The sequence below is a fragment of the Variovorax sp. GW821-FHT09D04 genome, assembly GCF_059416405.1.
On the sequence record NZ_JBWKPA010000001.1, the window covers coordinates 1,075,587 to 1,096,991 of the forward strand.

The window sequence follows — 21,405 nt, forward strand, 5'->3', positions numbered from 1 at the left end:
GGGATTAGGGGGCGGTCAGAACTTCACGTCTAGCGTGATGTCGGTGAAGGTGGGTTCGTCGAGCTGGTCGGTCAGGTCGCGATCCTCGGCCTGCTTCTTGGGCGCGTCGCGGTTCTGCAGGCGCCACATCAGGTTGGTGGGCGAGTCGGCGTTGGCCAGGCCTTCTTCGCGGGTCACGCGTTCCTCGGTGATGAGGCGGGCGATGTCTTCCTCGAAGGTCTGCGAGCCTTCGGCCATCGATTGCTCCATGGCCTCCTTGACGCCGGAGAAGTCGCCCTTTTCGATCAGGTCGGCCACCAGCGCGGTGTTCAGCATCACTTCGAGCGCGGGCACACGCCCGCCGGCCGGCGTGCGCAGCAGGCGCTGCGACACCACGGCGCGCAGCGCCGAGCCCAGGTCGCCCAGCAGGGTGGGGCGCACCTCGACCGGGAAGAAGCTCAGGATGCGGTTCAGCGCGCGGTAGCTGTTGTTGGCGTGCAGCGTGGCCACGCACAGGTGGCCCGACTGCGCGTAGGCAATGGCGGCCGTCATGGTGTCGCGGTCGCGGATTTCGCCGATCTGGATCACGTCGGGCGCCTGGCGCAGCGCGTTTTTCAGGGCCACCTGCAGCGAGGTGGTGTCGCTGCCCACGTCGCGCTGGTTCACCAGCGATTTCTTGTTGGTGTAGGTGAACTCGATCGGCTCTTCGACCGTGAGGATGTGGCCGCTGGCGTGCTCGTTGCGGTAGTCGAGCATCGAGGCCAGCGTGGTCGTCTTGCCCGCGCCGGTGGCGCCCACCATCAGGATCAGCCCGCGCTTTTCCATGATGAGCGACTTCAGGATGTCGGGCAGGTTCAGGTCGTCGAAGCTGGGGATGACCGAGGCGATGTGCCGCACCACCACGGCGTAGCTGCCGCGCTGGCGCATGGCGCTGATGCGGTAGTTGCCGGCGCCTTCGAGGGCGACCGCCATGTTGAGTTCGCCCGTGTTTTCCAGTTCCTGGATGCGGGCTTCGGGCACCACTTCCGACAGCAGCGCCAGCGGCGCGGTCGGCGGCAGCACCTGCGCATTGATGGGCAGGCAGTTGCCGTTGATGCGGATCATCACCGGGGAGTGGGCCGAGAGGTAGATGTCGGAGGCCTTGCGCTCGGCCATCAAACGAAGAATCCGTTCCATCATGTTCATCGGTCTCTCTCCTCGGTGCTGTTTTTTTCTCAGGGAAGAAGCGAACCGGCCGCGCGGTGAAGCAGGCGGCCGGTGGTGGGTGCGTTTTTTTTAGTCGCGCAGCAGGTCGTTCAGGCTGGTCTTGGAGCGCGTCTGCGCGTCGACCGTCTTGACGATGACCGCGGCGTAGGTGCTGTAGTCCTGGCCCGACTTGGTCTTCTTGGGCAGGCTGCCGCTGATGACCACGCTGCCGGCGGGCACGCGGCCGTACGAGATCTCGCCGGTGTCGCGGTTGAAGATCGGGGTGCTCTGGCCCAGGTACACGCCCATGCCCAGCACCGAGTTCTCTTCGACGATCACGCCTTCGACGACTTCGGAGCGCGCGCCGATGAAGCAGTTGTCTTCGATGATGGTCGGGTTGGCTTGCAGCGGCTCGAGCACGCCGCCCAGGCCCACGCCGCCCGACAGGTGCACGTTGGCACCGACTTGCGCGCACGAACCCACGGTGGCCCAGGTGTCGACCATGGAGCCTTCGCCCACGTAGGCGCCGATGTTCACGTACGAGGGCATCAGGATCGCACCCTTGGCGATGAAGCTGCCGCGGCGGGCCACGGCCGGCGGCACGATGCGCACGCCCGATTCCTTCAGCTCGGCGGCCGACAGGTGCGAGAACTTGGTCGGCACCTTGTCGTAGAAGCCCAGCGAGCCGGCCTGGATCTGCTCGTTGTCCTTCAGGCGGAACGACAGCAGCACGGCCTTCTTGATCCACTGGTGCACGGTCCACTGGCCCACGCCCTGGCGGGTGGCGACGCGCAGCTTGCCGTTGTTCAGCTCGGTGATCACGTGCTCGACGGCGTCACGCACTTCGGCGGGGGCGGCGTTGATCGAGATGTTGGCGCGGTCTTCCCACGCGGCGTCGATGATTTGTTGCAGTTGCTGTGTCATGGAGAGAGTCTCGGGTGAAAAAGGGGCAGGGAAGCGGGGCGACAGGGGGTCAGCGGCGGCCGTCTTTGACGAACCGGACGATGCGCTGGGCGGCCTCGACGCACTCGGCCGTTTCGGCCACCAGCGCCATGCGGATGCGACCGCGGCCCGGGTTGGCGCTGTGGTCGGTGTCGCGCGCCAGATAGCTCCCCGGCAGAACCGTGACATTGTATTGAGCGTAGAGCGCGCGGGCGAAGGCTTCGTCGTCGCCAGCCCACACTTCGGGCACGCCGGCCCAGAGGTAGAAGCTGGCGTCGGGCAGGCGCACGTCGAGCACGGGTTCGAGCAGCGGCGTGACGGCGGCGAACTTGGCGCGGTACTGGGCGCGGTTGTCGACCACGTGCGACTCGTCGCCCCAGGCCGCGATGCTGGCGGCGGCCACGGCGCCGCTCATGGCGCTGCCGTGGTAGGTGCGGTAGAGCAGAAAGCCCTTGATGAGCGCCGCATCGCCGGCCACGAAGCCGCTGCGCAGGCCGGGCACGTTGCTGCGCTTGGAAAGCGAGGTGAGCGCGATCAGGTTCTTGAAATCGGGCCGACCGAGCTTCATCGAGGCTTCCAGGCCGCTCAGCGGGGGCTCGTCGCGGAAGTAGATCTCGCTGTAGCACTCGTCGGCGGCGATCACGAAGCCGTGGCGGTCGGACAGCGCGAAGAGCTTCTTCCACTCGTCCAGAGACATCACCGCGCCCGTGGGATTGCCCGGCGAGCAGACGAACACGAGCTGGGTGCGGGCCCAGACCTCGTCCGGCACGCTGTCCCATTCGACCGCGAAGTTGCGCGCGGGCACGCTGGGCACGTAGTACGGCTCGGCGCCCGAGAGCAGGGCCGCGCCCTCGTAGATTTGATAGAACGGGTTGGGCGACATCACCACCGGCTTCGGGTGGGCGCTGGCGTCGACCACGGTCTGGGCGAGCGAGAACAGCGCCTCGCGCGAGCCGTTGACCGGCAGCACCTGGGTGGCCGGATCGAGCGTCAGGCTGTAGCGGCGATGCAGCCAATGGGTGAAGGCGGTGCGCAGTTTCAGCTCGCCGGCGGTGGCCGGGTAGGCGGCGAGGGCGCCGAGGCCGGCGCTCAGCGCATCCTTGATGAAGGCCGGCGTGGCGTGCTTGGGCTCGCCGATGCCCAGGCTGATGGGGGCGAATTCGGGGGCGGGCGTGACGCCCGCGAACAGTTGCTTCAGCCGCTCGAACGGGTACGGCTGCAATTTGGCAAGCAAGGGATTCATGCCCCGGATTATCGGCGACGGGCAGGGCGGCCCGCACGCCCCGCGCCCCTTGGCCCGCTCAGCAAAGCGGGCGGTTGAACTGGCCGATCATGTTGGCGAAGTTCTGGTTGTAGCGGTTGGCCGCGTCGACGATGGCCGAGCGGCCCATGCGGGCCATCGCACCGGTTTCCTTGCGCTTGAACACGCCGTCCTTGGTGTCCTTGATCACCGAGCGCGACTGGCCGATGAACTCGTTGATCTGCAGCATGCCGCCGCTGCAGCTCTTGCCGTTCTGGGTCGACTGCTCGCTGGTTTTCTTGCTCCAACCTGCGGCCGAGTCGGCCACCAGCGCCAGCGAGGCCTCGAAGGCGGCCAGGGCCTGCGGGTCGTTGGGCGCGGCGAACAGCGCCATGGCGTCGGCGTGGTTGAGCTTGCCGTGGTAGATCAGGCCGGCGCGGTAGTAGGCGGCGGTGTCCTTGGGCGCTTTCTCGAAGGCTTCCCTGGTGAGCGCCCGGTCGCGGGCGCTCAGGCCCTTGTCGAAGGCCGCTTCGGCCTGCGCGACGGTGGTGAGCGCGGCCAGGTAGTCGGCGCTCATCTGGCGGGCCTTGTCGCCGTTGTCGGCGAGGTAACCCTTGGAATTGGCGTAGTCGTTCAGCTCGCGGCTCAGGGGCGACAGCACCTTGAGCGCGGCCGAGAAGGCTTTGGCCGATTCGTCGATCTCGGGCAGCGGCGCGGCGATGGCGGCGGCGGCATCGAGCTTCTTGGCCGAGCGGTCGACCAGGATGTCGTTCTGGATGCGCAGGCTGGTGAGCGGCGCCTTGGCCTGCAACAGCGGCACCTGGCCGGTCACATAGCTCTCGCGGGCTTCCTGGAACGAGGTGCGCAGGTTGTTCGACACGTCGACGTAGAGGTTGTACTTCTCGACGAGCTGCTGCTGGTCGTTGCCGGCCGGGGCGGCGGGCTTGGCTTCGGCGGAAGCGGGCGGGGCCGTCTTGTCCGCCTTGTCGCCGCAGCCCGCGACGAGCGCCGAGACGGCGACGAGGGCGGCACCCAGCAGGGCTTGGTAGTTCTTCATTCTTTCATTTCCTCCGTTGAAAAAAACAGCACGGGCAGGCCGCGGGATGGCGGCTTGCCGGAAAAACATCGTGGGGAGGAGCGCCGCTGCCTGAGGACAGCGGTCGAGGGGCGGGATGGGTCAGACGGCGGTGGCCGCGCTGCGCCGGTAGAAAGCGAGCGAGCCCGCCAGCGCCAGCAGCATGCCGCCGCAGGCGCGGTCGATCCAGCGCGTGGCCGACACCGTGAGCAGCCGGATCGCGCGGGCGCCGACGAAGGCGTAGGCCAGCATCACCGCCATGTCCAGCCCCGCGAAGATCAGCGCAATGATCAGGTACTGCGGCGCCTGCGCGGCGGTCGGGTCGATGAACTGCGGCAGCAGCGCCGAGCAGAAGATGTAGCCCTTGGGGTTGGTCACCGCCACCAGGAACGACTTGAAGAAGATGCGCCGGCTTTCGACCGCCGTGATGGTGGCCGCGGCGTCCGCGCTCGGCAGCTGGAAACCGCCCTGGGAGCGCAGCATGCGCAGCCCGAGCCAGGCCAGGTAGACCGCGCCCACCCACTTCAGCATCGAGAACCAGAACTCCGAAGCCGCGAGCAGCGCGCCCAGGCCCAGCGCCACGGCGCCGACCAGCACGAAGTCGGACAGCACCGCGCCGAGCATGCCCGGCAGCGCCCGCCGCACGCCGTGGCGCGAGCCGTTGCTCAGGGCCAGCAGCACGGTAGGGCCGGGCGTGGCGATGGCGGCGAAGGCCACGATGGCGAACAGCAGGGCGGTGGCGAGCGTCATCGGGGCGTCTTTCTTCGGATGGGTTTCTTCTTCAGATCTTCTTGACCAGCACCTGGCTCTTGCGGTCCCAGTTGTACTTGCGCTTGCGCGCCTCGGGCAGCCAGTCGGGGTTGACCTGCTGGAAGCCGCGCTTGAGGAACCAATGCATCGTGACGGTGGTGAGCACGAAGATGCTTTCCAGGCCCATGGCCTTGGCGCGGTGCTCGATGCGCTTGAGGATGCGTTCGCCGTCGCCCTGCGACTGCGACTGCGGCGACACCGTGAGCGCGGCCATCTCGGCGGTTTTCGCCTCGGGGTACGGGTACAGCGCCGCGCAGCCGAAGATCACGCCGTCGTGCTCGATCACCGTGTAGTGGCCCACGTCGCGCTCGATCTCGGTGCGGTCGCGCTTGACCAGCGTGCCGTCGCGTTCGAAGGGTTCGATGAGCTGCAGGATGCCGCCGATGTCGTCCACCGTGGCTTCGCGCAGGCTCTCGAGCTTCTCGTCGATCACCATGGTGCCGACGCCGTCGTGCACGTAGATCTCGAGCAGCAGCGAACCGTCGAGCGCGAACGGAAGGATGTGATTGCGCTCCACGCCGCCCTTGCAGGCCTTCACGCAGTGCTGCAGGTAGAAGGCGGTGTCGGTCGGCTTCTGCGCGGGCGGCAGCGAGGCCAGCAGCTTCTCGGCGGCGGCCAGCGGCAGTTCGGTGTCGATCGGGTTGTCCTCGCTCTCGGGCAGTTCGCTGTCCACGCGGATGCCCGGCACTTCGGTCAGGAAGATCAGCTTGTCGGCCTGGATCGAGATGGCCACGCTGGTCGCCACTTCTTCCATCGTCAGGTTGAAGGCCTCGCCGGTCGGCGAGAAGCCGAAGGGCGACATGAGCACCATCGCGCCGAAGTCGAGCGTGCGGCGGATGCCGGCCGCGTCCACCTTGCGCACCAGGCCCGAATGCTTGAAGTCCACCCCGTCGACCACGCCCACGGGGCGCGCGGTGATGAAGTTGCCCGAGATCACGCGCACCGTCGAGCCGGCCATGGGCGTGTTGGGCAGGCCCTGGCTGAAGGCGGCTTCGATCTCGTAGCGCAGCTGGCCCGCGGCCTCCTGCGCCGAGTCCAGCGCCACGGCGTCGGTGATGCGGATGCCGTGCGAGTACTTCGCCTCGTGGCCCTTGGCCGCCAGCTGCTCGTTGACCTGCGGGCGGAAGCCGTGCACCAGCACGATCTTGACGCCCATGCTCTGGATCAGGGCCAGGTCCTGCGCGATGTTCTGCAGCTTGCCCGCCGCGATGGCCTCACCCGCCAGCGCGACCACGAAGGTCTTGCCGCGGTGCGTGTGGATGTAGGGCGCGACCGAGCGGAACCAGGGCACGAAGGTGAAATTGAAGACGGTGGACATGGGGCGTGATTGTGCATTCTTGGCAAGGTTTTGGTGCAGCGCGTCATGCCAGGGCGCGCAGCAGCCGGCCGGCCCCGGCCGCGGCGGGCGTGCCGCGGGCCTTGAAGGCCTCGAGCTGGTCGGCGTAGGCGTCCAGCGGCTCCACCGCCGCCTCGGCCGCACCCGCCGGCGCGGCCGGTGCCAGCGGCAGGCCGAGCAGTCCGGCGAGCTCGTCCGGCGCGATCGAACCGTGCGCCATCAGCGCATCGACCACCGCCATGAAGGCGGTGGCGTGCGCTTCGAGCATGCCCAGCGCGCGGGTGTGTTCGCGCGCCAGGATGGCCTCGATCTCGCGGTTGGTGGCGGCCACGTCGGTGTTGAGGTTGTCGTTCGAATCGGTCGTCACGTCGGTGCGGCTCCAGCGCGTGCCGAAGCCCAGGTGGCGCACGTGGCGCGCCGCCGTTGCGGTCGCCTGCATCAGGTCGCGCTCGGCGCCGGTGGTGCAGCCCGATTCGCCGAACACCAGCCGCTCGGCCGCGCGGCCGGCCAGGCTCACGCACACGCTGTCCAGCAGGTTGCGCTTGGACCAGGCCTTGCGTTTCACGTAGCTGTTGTAGCCGCCCTCGAACGAGGCCACGTTGATGCGGATCTCCTGCGGCGCGCGGCCGAAGAGCAGGGCGTACACCAGGCCGTGGCCGGCTTCGTGCACCGCGAGCAGCGCACGGAAGTCGGCGTTGGCGCGCTGCTTGAGCCGGTTCAGCTCCAGCGCCACCGGGAACTCGCGCCGCGCCAGCCGGAAACGCGCGACCAGGCGCGGGCCGCCGGGCGTGACCTCGCCGGGGTCGAGCATCAGCCACACGGGCTCGCTGCCGTGCGCGCCCTGTTCGAGCGCCCACAGCGCGGCATTGACCAGCGTCGCGCTCAGGATCGCGTGGATCGACGAGAACAGCGGCCGCGTGCCCTGCGCCGGGAACACGGCGTTGGCGTAGATCTGCTCGTACACGCTCGCGTCGAGCACGAAGCGCACGCCCGAGCTTTCCTGGATCTCGCCCACGTAGCGGTCGCAGATCGACAGGATCAGGCGCACGTAGGTGGCGCGGCTGAACGACGGGTAGATCACGTGGTTGTTGCCCAGCCGCGCGACCTGCTCGGGCTTGAAGCGTTCGGCCAGTGCCTTCTTCACGTCGATGAGCGAGAGCTTCTTGGTCAGCGCGTGGAAGATGTCGGCGTCGGTGTCGCAGTCTTCCACCCGCTTGGCGGTCTCGGCGTACATCTCGTCGAGGTTGCCCGAGACGAAGACCAGCAGCTTGGAGTAGTCGGTTTCCCAGTTGTCCTGGGAGGCGCGGAAGGCACGCAGCCGCGCCTGGATCTCGTCGGGCTTCCAGGTCATGATTTCGAGCAGCGACTCGCGCAGCTTCAGGCAACGCTTGAACTCCTGCGCCTCCCAGGGCGAGAGCTGCAGGCGGCGCTTGCGCTTGGTCTTGCCGGCCTTGGCACCGTCCTCTTCGTCTTCCTCGTCGTCATCATCGGTGCGGCGGTCCTGGTCGTACTCGGCCCAGGCCAGCGACGACTCGATCTCGCTGAGCACCGACAGCGACGGCGGCAGGCGGCCGTCCGAGAGCAACGCCCACACGTCCTGGTAGCGCTCCACGCGCGCTTCCTTGCCGCTGGCGTCCACGGTGCGAAAGCGCTGGAACTCGTCGAGCACGAGGATGCCGGGCGCACCCTCGGCGATGCCCGACTCGGCCAGCATGGCCGAGATCGAGCCGGCGGTGCGGTGGCCCGAGCCGTGGCTGAAGCCGTCCATCTGCACTTCGATGAAGCGGTCGTAGAAGCCCAGGTGCTGCGCCAGGCGCCGCACGAGTTGGGTCTTGCCGGTGCCGGTCAGGCCCCACAGGCAGATGACGACCGGGCGGCTGATGAGCTGCGGCAGCACGTACCAGGCGCGCAGCGAATCGATCACGCGATCGATGATCTCGTCGATGCCGAACAGCTCGGCCTTCAGCGAATGGGCGATGGCCTGCAGGTGGCGCGTGCGCTCGGCCAGCGTGGTGTGCAGGTCGCGGGAAATGTCTGGATGCGACATGAGGTTCTTTTCTTCTTCGAATGATTCGGGACACGGAAACAGGAATGCGGCCGCCGCTCCACGCGAGATGCGGGGAGGGCGGTGGTGCAGGCGCTGTGCGGGTCAGGCTGGCGCGCTTCGACCGAAGTGAAGCGCGAGCGGTGGGCGTTCAGTTCCGCGAAGGAAGCTGAAGCCGGCGCGCGGGCTTCGTCAGGCCGGGCGGGTCGCCTTGACCCCGCCGCGTGCAAGGACGCGGCTTGCGCAGCGGATGCGCATCGAAAGGGGGGCAAGGAAGGAGGTCATGGCCGCGATCGTAACGGTGGCATGCGGTAGAGTAAAGAGTCTTTACGAAATTTTCTGCGCCACCTGCTGCATGCGGCCTCGCTGTGGATGCCATGCAACAGCGCCGGGGCCCCGCGATAATTGGCGGTTTGCCCGCCTGCCGCCGCGCGCAACGACCGACGACTGCCTTGCCTTGACGACCCTCACACCTCCCGCCCCCCTGCGCATCGAGTTTCCCGAATCGCTCCCGGTCTCCGGCCGGCGCGAGGAGATCATGGCCGCCATTGCGGCGCACCAGGTCGTGATCGTCTGCGGCGAAACGGGCTCGGGCAAGACCACGCAGCTGCCGAAGATCGCGCTGGCGCTCGGGCGCGGCAAGCTCAATGCCGAGCCTGGCAAGGGCCGCCTCATCGGCCACACGCAGCCGCGCCGCATTGCCGCGAGTTCGGTCGCCAAGCGCATCGCCGAAGAGTTGAAGACGCCGCTGGGCGACGTGGTCGGCTTCAAGGTGCGCTTTCAGGACCGCCTGAGCCGCGACGCCTCGGTGAAGCTGATGACCGACGGCATCCTGCTGGCCGAGACGCAGACCGACCCGCTGCTCAAGGCCTACGACACGCTGATCATCGACGAGGCCCACGAGCGCTCGCTGAACATCGACTTCCTGCTGGGCTACCTGCGCGAGATTCTTCCGCGTCGGCCCGACCTGAAGATCATCGTCACCTCGGCCACCATCGATGCCGACCGCTTCGCGCAGCACTTCGCTTCGGCCAAAGGGCCGGCGCCGACCATCGTGGTGTCGGGCCGCACCTTCCCCGTCGAGCAGCGCTACCGCCCGTTCGAGGAGTCGCGCGAACACGACCTGAACGACGCCATCGCGGATGCGGTCGACGAGCTCTGGCGTGACCCGCACAACGCAGGCGACATCCTGATCTTCCTGCCCGGCGAACGCGAAATTCGCGAGGCGGCCGATCACCTGCGCCGCCACGTCAGCCACCAGCCGCTGTTCCGCAATGCCGAGGTGCTGCCGCTGTTCGCGCGGCTGTCGGGCCCCGAGCAGGACCGCATCTTCGAAAGCCACCACGGCCGCCGCATCGTGCTGGCCACCAACGTGGCCGAGACCTCGCTCACCGTGCCGGGCATCCGCTACGTGATCGACACCGGCACGGCGCGCGTCAAGCGCTACAGCTTCCGCAGCAAGGTCGAGCAGTTGCTGGTCGAGCCGATCAGCCAGGCCGCGGCCAACCAGCGCGCAGGCCGATGCGGCCGCGTGGCGAACGGCATCTGCATCCGCCTGTACGACGAGAAGGACTTTGCGGGCCGCCCGCGCTTCACCGATCCGGAAATCCTGCGCTCGTCGCTCGCGGGCGTGATCCTGCGCATGAAGTCGCTGCGACTGGGCGACGTGGCGCGTTTCCCGTTCCTCGAAGCGCCATCGCCGCGCGCCATTGCCGACGGCTACCAGTTGCTGAACGAGCTGGGCGCGGTCGACGACGCCAACGAGCTCACGGCCACCGGCGCCGAGCTGGCGAAGCTGCCGCTCGATCCGCGCGTGGGCCGCATGATTCTCGAAGCCCGCACGCGCGGTTCGCTCGAAGAAGTGCTCATCATCGCCTCGGCGCTCAGCGTGCAGGACGTGCGCGACCGCCCGATGGACGCGCAGCAGCAGGCCGACCAGGCGCACTCGAAGTTCGACGACGAAAAGAGTGAGTTCAGCGGCTACCTGCGCCTGTGGAAGTGGATCGCCGACGCGCGCGGCGGCCACGGTGACACGCACAAGCTGAGCAACCGCCAGTACGAGCAGCTGCTACGCCAGAACTTCATCAACATCCGCCGCGTGCGCGAATGGCGCGACATCCATTCGCAGCTGCTCACGGTGGTTACCGAGCACAAGTGGCGCATCAACGCCACGCCGGCCGGCTACGAGCCGCTGCACCTGTCGATGCTCGCGGGCCTGCTCGGCAACGTGGGCTGGAAGCTGGAAGACGACGAGGCGTATCTCGGCGCGCGTGGCATCAAGTTCTACAAGCACCCCGGCGCGCACCTGAAGAAGAAGCCCGGTCGCTGGATCGTCGCGGCCGAACTGGTCGAGACCACGCGCCTGTTCGGACGCGGCATCGCCAACATCGAGCCGCAGTGGCTCGAGCAGGTGGCGGAGCATCTGCTGAAGAAACAGCTGCTCGATCCGCACTGGGAGAAGAAGGGCGCGCAGGTCTCGGCGCTGGAGCGCGCGACGCTGTACGGCCTCGTGGTCTACAGCGGGCGGCGCGTCGATTTCACCAAGGTCGATCCGGTGTCGGCGCGCGAGATCTTCATCCGCGAAGCGCTGGTCGGCGGTCAGTGGGAAAGCAAGTTCCCGTTCCTCACGGCCAACCGCAAGCTGGTGCGCGAGGTCGAAGGCCTGGAGCACAAGGCGCGCCGGCAGGACGTGCTGGTCGACGATGAACTGATCTTCGCCTTCTACGACGCGCAGCTGCCGCCCGACGTGGCCAGCGGCATCACCTTCGAGAACTGGTACCGCCATGCCTCGAAAGACCAGCCGCGCCTGCTGTACCTCACACGCGACGAGCTCATGCGCCACCAGGCGGCCGGCATCACGACGCAGTCGTTCCCGCCCACGCTGCGCCTGGGCGGTGTCGATTGCGCCGCGAGCTACCTGCACGAACCAGGCGACGCGAAAGACGGCCTCACGGTCAGCGTGCCGCTGTTCGTGCTCAACCAGGTGAACGAAGAGCGCTGCGAGTGGCTGGTGACCGGCATGCTCAAGGACAAGATCCAGGCGCTGCTCAAGAGCCTGCCGCAGCGCCCGCGCTCGCGGCTGGTGCCGCTGCCCGAGTCGGCCTCGAAGCTGGCCGAGGAGCTGTCGGCGCCCGAACTCTTCGGCACCGGCTCGCTCACCGACGTGCTGCTCAAGCGCGTGCGCGACCTGACCAGCATCGACGTGAAGCGGGCCGACTTCAAGCTCGACATGCTCGCGCCGCACTTGTTCATGAACCTGCGCATCGTCGACGAGCACGGCCGCCAGCTGGGCATGGGCCGCAACCTCGGCGCGCTGAAGGCGGAGCTGGGCGCGCAGGCGCGTGGCGCGTTCCAGGCGCTCGCGGGGCTCAACGTGAAGGCGTCGCCGGCGCCCAAGGCCACGCCTGCGAACGGGGGGCAGGCCCCGGCGAAGAGCGCCACGCCCGAGAAGGCCGCACCCACGCTGCCCGCCGGCCAACGCTACACGAGCTGGACTTTCGGCGAGCTGCCCGAGCTGATGGAAGTGCGGCGCGGTTCGCAGTCGCTCATCGGCTTCCCGGCCCTGCGCGACGAGGGCGATGCCGTGACCATCGAGGTGTTCGACGAGCCCGCCGTAGCCGCCGCCAAGCACCGCGCGGGCCTGCGCCGCCTGTTCGCGCTGCAGCTGAAGGACGCGCTCAAGTACCTCGAGAAGAACATCCCCGACCTGCAGAAGATGTCGGTCGCCTACATGCCGCTGGGCACGTCGGAAGAACTGCGCACGCAGATCATCGACGTGGCGATCGACCGCGCGTTCCTGCAGGAGCCGCTGCCCACCGACGAGTTCGCCTTCAAGAAGCGGCTCGAAGAAGGGCGCGGGCGGCTCACGCTGATCGCTAACGAGGTGGCGCGGCTCGCGGGCATCATCCTCGTGGAGTACGCGGCGGCGGCGCGCAAGATCAAGGACACGAAGGTCCAGCCCGACGCGGTGCAGGACGCGGTGCAGCAGCTGCAGAAGCTCGTCGGCAAGCGCTTCATCGCCGATGCGCCGTGGACGCAGCTGCAGCACTTCGCGCGCTACCTCAAGGCCATCGTGCTGCGGCTGGACAAGCTGCGCACCGACCCCGCGCGCGACACGGCCAAGCTGGCCGAGCTGAAGCCGCAGGAGCAGCGCTACTGGCGCCTCGTGGCCGAGCGCAAGGGCGTGGTGGACGAGCGCATGCTCGAATTCCGCTGGCTGCTCGAGGAGCTGCGCGTGAGCTTCTTCGCGCAGGAACTGCGCACGCCGCAACCGGTGAGCGTGAAGCGGCTCGACAAGGCCTGGGCGCAGCTTCAGGCGTAAAAAAAAGCCCGCGGCGACGCGGGCTTTTTTCATGATGGCGCGGGCGCTATATGCGGCCCATGAGCACGAGGATCACCAGGATCAGCACCACGAGCCCGAGGCCGCCGCTGGGCCCGTAGCCCCAGGACCGGCTGTAACCCCAGCTCGGCAGCGCGCCGATCAGCAGCAGGATCAGGACGATCAGCAGAATGAACGAGAGGGACATGTTTTTTCTCCTGGGACGTTGTTGTCACGAGCCTCCATGCTCATCGTCCTGGGGCGCCGCGAGCGCCGGAGAGCCGCCCCTGACGCGGTCAGGGCTGTCCTACCGTGGGCGTCGGCGCTTTACCGGTGCGCCTGCCAGCAGGAAGTGCATGGCCACGCCCACCGCCAGGAAGATGCCGCCCAGCCCGCCGACGATGGCGGCACCGCCCCACAGGTCGAAGAAGCCGTCGAGCCGGGCGTCCTGCGGGTTCGCGGGGTTGAAGAACACGCCCACGATCTCGCCCTTGTCGTAGGCCGGCGGGTTGCTGCTGCTCGACGGCGAGAACTCGACGATCGCGCCCGAGGGCAGCGTGAAGCGCACCAGCGGGCGCCACGTCGGCGAATTGCTGCGGCTCGAACTTCCCGCGGACTGCAACGCGATCACCTCGCCCTGCGCCTTGCCGGCCGATGCGATGAACTTCGTGGTGTTCTGGTAGAGCAGCCAGCCGCCGAGGAGCATGAGCGCGCCGACGAGCGTGAAGATGCGCGTGATGAGGCGGGTGGGGTTCATTCGGGCGGCTTTCAGCTGCGCATCCACTCGACCGACAAGGTGCCCACCGCGGCCAGCACGAGGCTCGACACCAGGAAGGCCACGGCCCCCAGCGTGGCCAGCAGGGCCCGTCGCCAGGGGCGCGTGCGGAAGAAATAGACCGGGATGCCCAGCAGTGGAAACACCCCCGCGAGCAGCGCCGAGCGACCGGGCGCGGGCACGCCGCGCACGAGGCCGTCGGCCCGGCACCACGTGTAGCACAGCGCCGAGATGAGGAACACATGCGCCACGTCCAGCGCGGTGTAGTCCTTGCCGCGCAGCGGCGGCAGGAACGCGTCGGCGATGCCCACCACGAGGAACGAGAGGGCCAGGGCCAGCAGGATCCAGCGCGGCCGGTTCATCGTCATCGCGGTGCCTGGATAGCGGCCGCCGGCGTCAGAGCTTCGCGAGGCGGTCGAGCGCGGCGAGCAGCGTCTCGTCCTTCTTGGCGAAGCAGAAGCGCACCACGCGCTGGTCGAAGCCGTCGCCGTAGAAGGCCGACAGCGGGATCGCCGCGACGCCGATCTCGCGCGTGAGCCAGAGGCAGAAGTCGGCCTCCGACAGGTCGCTCACGGCCGAGATGTCCACGCACTGGAAGTAGCTGCCTTCGCTGCGCAGCAGCTTGAAGCGGGTCTTCTCGGCCAGGCCGGCCGCGAACAGGTCGCGCTTGCGCTGGTAGAAGGCCGGCAGCTCCAGGTAGGGCTCGGGCCGCGCCATGTACTGCGCCAGCGCGTGCTGCATCGGCGTGTTCACGGTGAACACGTTGAACTGGTGCACCTTGCGGAACTCGGCCATCAGCGGCGCGGGCGCGGCCACGAAGCCGACCTTCCAGCCGGTGACGTGGTAGGTCTTGCCGAAGCTGCTGACGATGAAGCTGCGCGCCGCCAGGCCGGGGAAGCGCGCCACGCTTTCATGGCGTGCATCGTCGAACACCATGTGCTCGTAGACCTCGTCGCTGATCACGAACACGTCGGTGGGCGCAAGCAGCTCTTCGAGCTGGCGCATCTCGGCCTCGGTCCAGACCGTGGCGCTCGGGTTGTGCGGCGTGTTGATGATGATCGCGCGCGTCTTCGGCGTGAGCGCGGCGGCGATCTTGTCGAAGTCGGGGCGGAAGGTGCCGGGCACGAGCGGCACGCGCACGACCTTGCCACCGGCCAGGTCGATGTTGGGCACGTAGCTGTCGTAGCAGGGCTCCAGCACGATCACTTCGTCGCCGGGGCGCACGATGGCCAGGATGGCGGTGATGATCGCCTGCGTGGCGCCGGCCGTGACCGTGATCTCGGTCGCGGCGCTGTAGCTGCGGCCGTAGAGCGCTTCGATCTTGGCGGCGATGGCGTCGCGCAGCGACGGGATGCCCGGCATCGGCGGGTACTGGTTGTGGCCGGCCGCCATGGCGGCGGTCACGTCTTCGAGCAGCTTCGGATCGCAGTGGAAATCGGGGAAGCCCTGGCCGAGATTCACGGCGTTCTTCTCGGCCGCGAGCGTGGACATCACGGTGAAGATGGTGGTGCCGACTGCCGGCAGCTTGGTGGTGATCTCGGGCGTGCGGGGAGAAGACGAAGGGGTGGCGGTGCTCATGGTCGGTCGTCGCGGGGGAAAAAGCGAAAGGTCAGAGTTCGTAGTCTTGTTGATGGCCGCTGAGGGCCTTCGCGATCAGGTTGCGGTCGAGGCGGTCGGAGAGCAGCTCGGCGAACTTGAAGACGAAGTTGCGCAGGTAGGCGCTGCGCTTGAAGGCGACGCGCGCGATGTTCTGGCCGAACACGTGGCCCATCGGGCGCACCACGAGGTCGGCGTTCGACTCGTCGCGCACGGCCATCTCGGCCACGATGCCCACGCCCAAGCCCAGGCGCACGTAGGTCTTGATCACGTCGGAGTCGATGGCTTCGAGCGCGATGCGCGGCGTGAGCTTCTTCTGGGCAAACGCATGGTCGATGCGCGTGCGGCCGGTGAACGACGGGTGGTACGTGATGATCGGCTCGCTCGCGAGGTCTTCGAGCGAGACGCGCTCCTTGGCCGCCAGCGGGTGGTCCTTGGGCAGCACCAGCACGTGCTGCCACTCGTAGCAGGGCAGCGTGACCAGCTCGGCATAGCCGTCGAGCGATTCGGTGGCGATGCCGATCTCGGCGATCTCGTCGATCACCATGCGCGCCACCTGGTCGGGCGAGCCCTGGTGCAGGCTCACGTTGACCTTCGGGTAGGCCTCGCGCAGGTTGGCCACGGGCACCGGCAGCACATAGCGCGCCTGGGTGTGGGTGGTGGCGATGGAAAGGGTGCCGCTGTCCTGTGCGCTGAACTGCTCGCCGATGCGCTTGAGGTTACCGACCTCGCGCATGATGAGTTCGATGCTGGCGATGACGTGCTGGCCGGGTTCAGTGATGCGCTTCAGGCGCTTGCCGTGGCGGGCGAAGATCTCGACGCCGAGCTCTTCCTCGAGTTCGATGATCGCCTTGGAGACGCCGGGCTGCGAGGTGTGGAGCGCCTTGGCCGCCTCGGTGAGGTTCAGGTTGCGCCGCACGGCTTCCTGAACAAACTTGAACTGGTGCAGATTCATATCAAATTCCGTCTGATTGCGGAATTCATTATGCCTTTGAAGTCTATAAAAATGACCGGGACTTCAGGATTTGATGGCAATCCGGGCCAGCAAAGCGACCAGTTCGGGCGATTCGCCCACGATCGGGGCCAGCGAGAACGCCACGTCGGGCCAGCGCTGGCGCAAGGCGTCCAGTTGCAGCGGCAGGTCTTCGCGGGCGTGCTTGCCCATGCCCAGGAAGAGCGGCACGACATGCACCGCGGTGGCGCCGTCGGCGATCAGCGCGGCGGCGGCCGTGGGCAGGTCGGGGGCTGCCAGTTCCATGTAGGCGCAGCTCACGCGCACCGTGGGGTCATCTTCGCGCATGCGGGCGGCGACCGCCTCGATGGGCTCGCGCCAGCGCGCGTCGCGCGAGCCGTGCGCGAGCAGCACCGTGCCCGGCACCTGCACGGTCGTCATCGCCTCAGGACCAGCCAGCTGAAGGCTGTGAGCGACAGCACTGAATAGATGAGCCCCGGCGCCGCCGCCGTGAGCCAGGGCGACCAGTTGCTGAGGTTGCCCAGGTAGCCGAACACGTTGTTCAGCAGGAAGAAGCTGATGCCGATCATCACGCCGCCGAACACGTAGGTCGTGATGCCGGCCTGGCGGAAGTGCAGGTAGGCGAAGGGCAGGGCGAGCACCACCATCACCAGGCACGACAGCGGGTAGAACACCTTGCGCCAGAACTCGATCTCGTAGCGCTGCGCGGTCTGGCCGTTGGCGTTCAGGTGCCGGATGTAGTCGAACAGGTCGATGGTGCTCATGCGATCGGGCCGCAGCAGGGCGACCGAGACCATTTCGGCGGTGAGCGAGGTGGGCCAGTCCATCTTCTCGACATGGGTGGTCGTGATGCGGGCCTTGTCGGCGGTGCGGGTTTCGTAGTCCTGCTGCTCGACCTCGGAGAGCACCCACTTCTCGTCGAGGATGCGGGCCGACTTGGCCATGAGCTGCTTGCTCACGTAGCCGTTGCCGTCGAACTCGAAGATGCGGGTGTTCTGCAGCGAGCCGTCGCGCGAAATCGACAGCACATTGACCGCATACGACGTGTCGCCGCGCTTTTCCTTCAGCCAGGCGCCGGTGTTGCCGACCAGCGAGTAGGTGCCCTGGTAGCGCGACTTGAGCAGCTGGCCGGTGCGTCCCGACAGCGGTGCGATGTAGTCGCCGATGGCAAAGGTGAGCACCACGAAGCCCAGCCCCAGCAGCAGCAGCGTGCGCAGCGCACGCCACGGGCCCAGGCCGCTGGTGCGCAGGATGGTGTATTCGGAGCTTTGCGCCAGCCGCGCCATCACGAAGATGCAGCCGATCAGCACCGTGATCGGCAGCAGCTCGTACAGGTGGCTGGGCACCAGCAGCAGCACGTAGATCAGCGCCTGCACCGGACCGTAGGCCAGGCTTTCGGGCTTGCCCACGGACTGCAGCTCGTCGACGAAGTCGAAGAAGAAGAACAGGCTCAGAAAGCCGAGCGTCACGAAGGCCACGGCCTTCAGTGCCTCGACGTAGATCAGTCGGCGGATGGTTTTCACGAGGTCGGGTCGATCCGGGAAGGCGGTACGGCCGGCAGGGCGCCGGCCGTGGCGGCGCTGGCGCGGGCCTGGCGGCGGGCCGACCAGTTGTTGTTGCGCAGCGTGAGCCAGGCCGTGGCGAAGAGGAAGACGCCGCCATGCAGCAGCAGCATGAAGGAGCCCATGCCGTAGCGGCCCGAGCTGATCCAGCTCTGGCCCAGGTTCAGCAGGTTGTAGTAGACGACGAAGGCGAACAGCGCGAACACCAGGTTGCCGCTGCGCCCCACGCGCGGGTTGACGCTGGATACCGTCAGCGCCAGCAGCACGAAGTTGATGGCGGCCAAGAGCATGCCGAAGCGCCAGCCCAGCTCACCCAGGCTGGCATCGCTGCGGTCGCGCAGCAGCGAGAGTGTGGAGCGCGCGCGCGTGGGCGTGCTGTCGCCGGTGGCGTTCGAGCTGCCGCCAGCACGCGTGCCGTAGGTCTTGAACTCGCTGATCTTCAGGCCCGATTCCGTGAACAGCGGGCGCTCCAGGCGCTGGCCGTTGCTCAGCAGCAGGAAGCGGTGGTTGTCGATGTCCTCGATGCGGCCGCTGCGCGCCGACGTGGTGATCTGCAGGCCGCGCTCGACGGCCCAGATGAACACGTTGGTGGCGGTGGCGCCGTCGGGCGTGTCCTTGTCGATGAAGAACACGCGCAGCCGGCCCGAGGACTCGCGGAACTCACCCGGCGTGACGCGCTCGATGTCGCTGCGCTGCTCGTACTGCTGGCGCATGCCGATGGTCTGCGAGTTGGCCCAGGGCCAGCCCACCAGCGCCATGGCCGCGATGAGCAGCAGCACAGGCCAGGCGAATCGGAACAGCGGCTGGACGAAATCGGCCAGGCCGCGCCCGCTGGAGAACCAGATCACCATTTCGCTGTCGCGGTACATGCGCGAGAGCGTGCCGACGATGGCGATGAACAAGCTCAGGCTCAGGATGGTCGGCATGTAGCCGAGCACCGTGTACGCCATCACGAGGAAGACCTCCTGCGGGTTCACGCTGCCCTTGGACGCCAGCCCGAGCGTACGGATGAGCATCATGGTCATCACGATGGTGACCAGGACGACGAGGGTCGCTCCGAAGCTGCGCGACAGCTCCTTGCGTAGGGAAGAATGGAATAACATCGTTCGAGGAAAAAAAGGATTATGGACTTTCAACTCAAGACCCTCACCGTCGCCCAGGCCGCCGCCGAGAAATCCGACCTCCTCATCGTGCTCGTCGGCAGCGCTCTCCCCACCGCCAAAGACCCCGTTTCCGTGCTCGCCGCCAGCGCCCGCAAGGCCGGCGACCTGCCCGACAAGGCCGGCAAGCTGCTTGCGCTGTACCGCCCCGAGACCGTGGTGCCCTCGCGCGTGCTGCTGGCCGCCATCGGCGACGGCAAGGCCACCTCGGTGCGCAGCGCCGTGAGCGCGGCGGTTGCCGCCGCCAAGGCCAATGGCCCCAAGCGCGTCGTGATCGTCTTCGCGCAGCCAGCCGACGCCGCCGCGGTGGCCGCCGCCGTCACGGCCGCGGCCGATGCCAGCTATGTCTACACCACGACCAAGTCGAAGGCCGAGCCGCGTAGCATCCGCCACCTGACGCTGGGCGTGGCCGAGGCCGCCAGCCCCGCCGTCACCAAGGCCTTCGACGACGCCCGCGCCACGGTCGCCGGTATCGAGTTGGCCAAGGAGTGGGGCAACCGTCCCGCCAACCACGCCACGCCCACGCTGTTGGCCGAGGCCGCCAAGGGGCTGGCGAAGCTGCCGCGCATCAAGTGCGAAGTGCTGGGCCCGAAGGAAGTCGACAAGCTCGGCATGGGCGCGTTCGCCGCCGTGGCCCAGGGCTCGGCCGAACCGCTGCGCTTCATCGTGTTGCGCTACCAGGGCGGCGCCAAGGACGAGGCTCCCGTGGTGCTCGTGGGCAAGGGCATCACCTTCGACACCGGCGGCGTCTCGCTCAAGCCCGCGGCCGAGATGGACGAGATGAAGTTCGACATGTGCGGCGCCGCCAGCGTGCTCGGCACCTTCCGCGCGCTGGGCGCGATCCAGCCGGCGATCAACGTGGTCGGCCTGATTCCGTCGTGCGAGAACATGAACGACGGCAAGGCCGTCAAGCCCGGCGACGTGGTCACCAGCATGAGCGGGCAGACCATCGAGATACTGAACACCGACGCCGAAGGCCGGCTCATCCTGTGCGACGCGCTCACGTACGCCAAGCGCTTCGACCCGGCCGCCGTGATCGACATCGCGACGCTCACAGGCGCCTGCGTGGTGGCTCTGGGCGGCGTGCGCAGCGGCCTGTTCGCCAGCGACGAGTCGCTGGCCTCCGCGCTCGAATCGGCCGGCGAGGCCTCGCAGGACCGCTGCTGGCGCCTGCCGCTGGACGACGATTACGCCGAAGGCCTCAAGAGCAACTTCGCCGACGTGGCCAACATCGCCGGGCGTGCCGGCGGCGCGATCACCGCGGCCAAGTTTTTGCAGCGCTTCACGGCCGACTACGCCTGGGCGCACCTGGACATCGCGGGCACGGCCTGGAAGAGCGGGGCGGCCAAGGGCTCGACCGGCCGGCCCGTCGGCCTGCTGGTGTCGTACCTGACGAACCGCGCGGGCAGCAGCAACGCCGCTGCCGCCGCGCCGAAGGCCGGCAAGGCTGCCAAGCCCGTGAAGAAGGCCGCGTCGCCCAAGGCCCCGGCCAAGCCGGCCCGAAAGGCCCGGTCCGCGCAGTGACCGACATCGGCTTTCACTACAACGCGCCCGACAAGCTCACCTACGCTTGCCGGCTGGTTCGCAAGGCCGTGAACACACGCGGCCTGCGCGTGGTGGTGGTGGGCGATGCGCGCGCGCTCGACACGGTCGATGCCGCGCTCTGGCAGCTGTCGCCGGTCGACTTCGTCGCGCACTGCCGCGCCGATGCGCCGGCCCATGTGGTGGCGCGTTCGCCCGTGATCCTGTGCGCCGAAGGTTCGGACGCAGCCTCGCTGCCGCACCGCGAGATTCTGGTCAACCTGGGCCTCGAGGTGCCGGCCGGCTTCGAGCGCTTCGAACGCATGATCGACATCGTGAGCGACGAGGCGAACGACCGGCAGGTCGGCCGCACCCGCTGGCGCCATTACGCCGACCGGGGCTACACGATCCAGCCGCACGATTTCGCAAGGAGCGCTTCCTGATGGCCAGCACGCTGCGCACGCCGCCCCGGTTCGTCCCGACGCTGACGACCGTGCTCGAGATCCCGGCCGAGCCCGTGCCGGTCGCCGAGACGGTGCGACCCACGGGTGCTCCGGTGTCGCAGCCCCCGCCGCCGGACCCTGCGAGCGCCGTGGCGTTGCCGCCGTCGGTGTCGCTCACGCCGGCCGAAATCGTCAGCCTCGAAGAGCAATTGCTGCACCGCGTGCTGCAGCGCGTCGACCTGTCGCTGGAGGAGCGATTGAGCGACGCCGTGTCAGCTGCCGTTCAGCATCAGCTCGACGAAATGGTGCCGCGTCTGCGCGGCGAAATCGAGGCCGTGCTGCGCGCGCTCGTCATCGAATCCATGGCCGCTGAACTCTGTGAAAACACAGGGGAAAACACAGGGTCTACGCCAACTTCCGGCGCATAAATCCTCGGCTAAACTGCG

The 21,405-nt window shown here is 67.9% G+C and carries 19 protein-coding genes; 4 read left to right on the plus strand and 15 right to left on the minus strand.

All coding sequences use genetic code 11. The features are described from left to right. Positions 1–15: 15 nt before the first annotated feature. The 7 genes from AC07O4_RS04980 to AC07O4_RS05010 all read right to left on the minus strand — a co-directional run bounded on the left by AC07O4_RS04980 (position 16) and on the right by AC07O4_RS05010 (position 8,614). Entirely contained in the window at positions 16–1,164 is a 1,149-nt protein-coding gene (locus AC07O4_RS04980; RefSeq protein ID WP_062470184.1) for a PilT/PilU family type 4a pilus ATPase, read from the minus strand. A 90-nt stretch (positions 1,165–1,254) separates the two neighbouring features. Next, the gene (dapD, locus tag AC07O4_RS04985; RefSeq protein WP_062470187.1) at positions 1,255–2,088 is read right to left on the minus strand and encodes a 2,3,4,5-tetrahydropyridine-2,6-dicarboxylate N-succinyltransferase; all 834 of its coding nucleotides are present in this window, start codon (positions 2,086–2,088) and stop codon (positions 1,255–1,257) included. A gap of 49 nt (positions 2,089–2,137) precedes the next feature. Further along, complete coding sequence (gene dapC / locus AC07O4_RS04990) at positions 2,138–3,349, minus strand: succinyldiaminopimelate transaminase (protein WP_495303903.1); 1,212 nt, start codon at positions 3,347–3,349, stop codon at positions 2,138–2,140. 58 nt (positions 3,350–3,407) lie between these two features. Next, a complete protein-coding gene (locus AC07O4_RS04995; protein ID WP_495303904.1) occupies positions 3,408–4,403 on the minus strand; it encodes a DUF3829 domain-containing protein in 996 nt (331 codons plus the stop codon). A gap of 120 nt (positions 4,404–4,523) precedes the next feature. Further along, positions 4,524–5,171, minus strand: a complete 648-nt coding sequence (locus tag AC07O4_RS05000; protein ID WP_495303905.1) for a LysE family translocator — start codon at positions 5,169–5,171, stop codon at positions 4,524–4,526. 31 nt (positions 5,172–5,202) lie between these two features. Continuing rightward, positions 5,203–6,549, minus strand: coding sequence for an amino-acid N-acetyltransferase (argA, locus tag AC07O4_RS05005; protein ID WP_062470199.1), 1,347 nt, complete (start codon positions 6,547–6,549; stop codon positions 5,203–5,205). A 43-nt stretch (positions 6,550–6,592) separates the two neighbouring features. After that, positions 6,593–8,614 (minus strand): AAA family ATPase, encoded by a 2,022-nt coding sequence (locus AC07O4_RS05010; protein ID WP_495303906.1) that lies wholly within the window; start codon positions 8,612–8,614, stop codon positions 6,593–6,595. A gap of 352 nt (positions 8,615–8,966) precedes the next feature. Here AC07O4_RS05010 and hrpA point away from each other — a divergent pair, with 352 nt between their 5' ends. After that, entirely contained in the window at positions 8,967–12,932 is a 3,966-nt protein-coding gene (gene hrpA / locus AC07O4_RS05015) for an ATP-dependent RNA helicase HrpA (RefSeq protein ID WP_495303907.1), read from the plus strand. A gap of 46 nt (positions 12,933–12,978) precedes the next feature. Here the strand turns inward: hrpA and AC07O4_RS05020 are convergent, their stop codons facing one another. The 8 genes from AC07O4_RS05020 to lptF form a co-directional block, all read right to left on the minus strand. After that, positions 12,979–13,137, minus strand: coding sequence for a DUF3309 family protein (locus AC07O4_RS05020; protein WP_070060790.1), 159 nt, complete (start codon positions 13,135–13,137; stop codon positions 12,979–12,981). 99 nt (positions 13,138–13,236) lie between these two features. Next, the gene (locus tag AC07O4_RS05025; RefSeq protein ID WP_495303908.1) at positions 13,237–13,686 is read right to left on the minus strand and encodes a DUF3592 domain-containing protein; all 450 of its coding nucleotides are present in this window, start codon (positions 13,684–13,686) and stop codon (positions 13,237–13,239) included. A gap of 11 nt (positions 13,687–13,697) precedes the next feature. Further along, the gene (locus tag AC07O4_RS05030) at positions 13,698–14,072 is read right to left on the minus strand and encodes a rard protein (RefSeq protein WP_139701653.1); all 375 of its coding nucleotides are present in this window, start codon (positions 14,070–14,072) and stop codon (positions 13,698–13,700) included. A gap of 28 nt (positions 14,073–14,100) precedes the next feature. Next, a complete protein-coding gene (locus AC07O4_RS05035; RefSeq protein ID WP_139701652.1) occupies positions 14,101–15,282 on the minus strand; it encodes a pyridoxal phosphate-dependent aminotransferase in 1,182 nt (393 codons plus the stop codon). Between the two features lie 31 nt (positions 15,283–15,313). Then, positions 15,314–16,255 carry a CysB family HTH-type transcriptional regulator gene (locus tag AC07O4_RS05040; RefSeq protein WP_062470216.1) on the minus strand — a complete coding sequence of 314 codons (942 nt, stop codon included), beginning with the start codon at positions 16,253–16,255 and terminating at the stop codon, positions 15,314–15,316. 63 nt (positions 16,256–16,318) lie between these two features. Then, positions 16,319–16,693, minus strand: coding sequence for a sirohydrochlorin chelatase (locus AC07O4_RS05045; protein WP_495303909.1), 375 nt, complete (start codon positions 16,691–16,693; stop codon positions 16,319–16,321). Then, positions 16,690–17,796 (minus strand): LPS export ABC transporter permease LptG, encoded by a 1,107-nt coding sequence (gene lptG / locus AC07O4_RS05050; protein WP_062470221.1) that lies wholly within the window; start codon positions 17,794–17,796, stop codon positions 16,690–16,692. The genes AC07O4_RS05045 and lptG overlap by 4 nt, the downstream gene beginning before the upstream one ends. After that, entirely contained in the window at positions 17,793–18,938 is a 1,146-nt protein-coding gene (gene lptF / locus AC07O4_RS05055) for an LPS export ABC transporter permease LptF (RefSeq protein WP_062470224.1), read from the minus strand. Before lptF ends, lptG begins: the two co-directional genes overlap by 4 nt. A gap of 21 nt (positions 18,939–18,959) precedes the next feature. Here lptF and AC07O4_RS05060 point away from each other — a divergent pair, with 21 nt between their 5' ends. Genes AC07O4_RS05060 through AC07O4_RS05070 form a run of 3 tightly spaced genes read left to right on the plus strand, consistent with a single transcriptional unit; the run spans position 18,960 to position 21,387 of the window. Beyond that, complete coding sequence (locus tag AC07O4_RS05060; protein WP_495303910.1) at positions 18,960–20,519, plus strand: leucyl aminopeptidase; 1,560 nt, start codon at positions 18,960–18,962, stop codon at positions 20,517–20,519. Further along, positions 20,516–20,959 (plus strand): DNA polymerase III subunit chi, encoded by a 444-nt coding sequence (locus AC07O4_RS05065; RefSeq protein WP_495303911.1) that lies wholly within the window; start codon positions 20,516–20,518, stop codon positions 20,957–20,959. Before AC07O4_RS05060 ends, AC07O4_RS05065 begins: the two co-directional genes overlap by 4 nt. Further along, positions 20,959–21,387 (plus strand): hypothetical protein, encoded by a 429-nt coding sequence (locus AC07O4_RS05070; protein WP_139701649.1) that lies wholly within the window; start codon positions 20,959–20,961, stop codon positions 21,385–21,387. The genes AC07O4_RS05065 and AC07O4_RS05070 overlap by 1 nt, the downstream gene beginning before the upstream one ends. Positions 21,388–21,405 lie beyond the last annotated feature (18 nt).